At 68.7% G+C, this 1,644-nt stretch carries 1 protein-coding gene; it reads right to left on the reverse strand.

What is annotated here, in order from left to right; all coding sequences use genetic code 11:
- Positions 1-1,644, reverse strand: a 1,644-nt coding sequence (locus ABH928_RS36450) for an amino acid adenylation domain-containing protein (RefSeq protein ID WP_370073051.1), incomplete at both ends; no start/stop codon positions are given.

Below are 1,644 nucleotides of genomic sequence, written 5' to 3' on the forward strand. Positions count from 1 at the left end.
TCGCCAGTAGGGAGTGGCCGCCCAGGGCGAAGAAGTCGTCCTCCACGCCGACCCGCTCCAGGCCCAGCACCTGCGCGAACGCCTGACACAGCAACTCCTCCTGCACCGTCGCCGGCGCTCGACCCGCGCCGGCGGCGTACTCGGGGGCGGGCAGGGCCTTGCGGTCCAGCTTGCCGTTCACCGTCAGCGGCAACTCCTCCAGCACCACCACCGCCGACGGCACCATGTACGTCGGCAGCCGAGTGGCAACGAACTCACGCACAGAAGCCGGAAGTTCATCGCCCGCAGCATCGGCGCCCACCACATAGGCGACCAACCGCGACTCCTCGCCCACCCGGCCCTGACGGGCCACGACCGCAGCCCGCGCCACGCCCGGATGCTCGGCCACCACCGCCTGCACCTCACCCGGCTCCACCCGGAAGCCACGGATCTTCACCTGCTCATCCGCACGCCCAGCGAACACCAACTCGCCGTCGCCCGACCACCTCGCACGGTCGCCCGTACGGTACATCCGCCCACCACCGCCGAACGGCGACGCCACGAACCGCTCCGCGGTCAGGCCCGGGCGACCCACATAGCCACGCGCCAACTGCCCACCCGCGACATACAGATCCCCCACCACACCGACCGGCACCGGCCGCAACCACCCGTCCAGCACGAACAACCGCATGTTCGCCACCGGCGCGCCCATCGGCACCACCGAACCCGAACCATCCACCCGCCCAGCCGTCACCATCACCGTCGACTCGGTCGGACCATACGTATTCACCAAACGCCGGCCCGCACCCCACACCCGCGCCTGCTCCACCGAGATCGGCTCCGCACCCACCAACACCGTCGACAAACCCGGCAGCTCAGCAGGCTCCAACACAGCGAGCAACGACGGCACCACACTCGCCGCCTCAACCCCCGCCCCACACACCAACTTCACCAGCAGACCCACATCAGCCCGCTCCCCCGCCGACGCCACCACCAACGTCCCACCCGCCGACAGCGTCAACACGACATCCAACACCGAAGCATCGAAGCTGAACGACGCGAACTGCAGCACCCGCGTCCCGACCCGGACACCCAGATGCGGACCCAGCGCCACGGCCATGCCCGCCACCGCACCATGAGTGACCGCCACACCCTTCGGCACACCCGTCGACCCCGACGTGTAGATCACGTAAGCCAACTGATTTTCAGTCAGCTCCGTCCTGGGCGCTGTGGACGGCTGAGCAGCCAACTCCGGAGTAGCCAGGTCAAGCCCGCCCGTCCCCAACACCAAACCGGCACCGCTGTCCGCCACCATGAAGTCCAGCCGCTCGGCCGGATACTCCGGATCCAGCGGCACATACGCCGCTCCCGCCTTCCACACACCCAAGATCGCGGCCACCATCTCCACACCCCGCGGCAGACACAACCCCACCACCGACTCCGCACCCACACCCCGACCGATCAGGAAATGCGCCAACCGATTCGCCCGCGCATCCAACTCCGCATACGACACCTCCACACCCTCGAACACCACCGCCACCGCATCCGGCGTCCGCACCACCTGCCAGGCGAACACCTCCGGCACCAGCGCACCAACCTCCACCGACGGACCGTTCCAGTCCTCCAAGAGCAGGCCACGCTCAACCGGATCGAGCACCTCCACCG

The organism is Streptacidiphilus sp. MAP5-3 (assembly GCF_041262505.1).
Lineage (GTDB): Bacteria > Actinomycetota > Actinomycetes > Streptomycetales > Streptomycetaceae > Streptacidiphilus.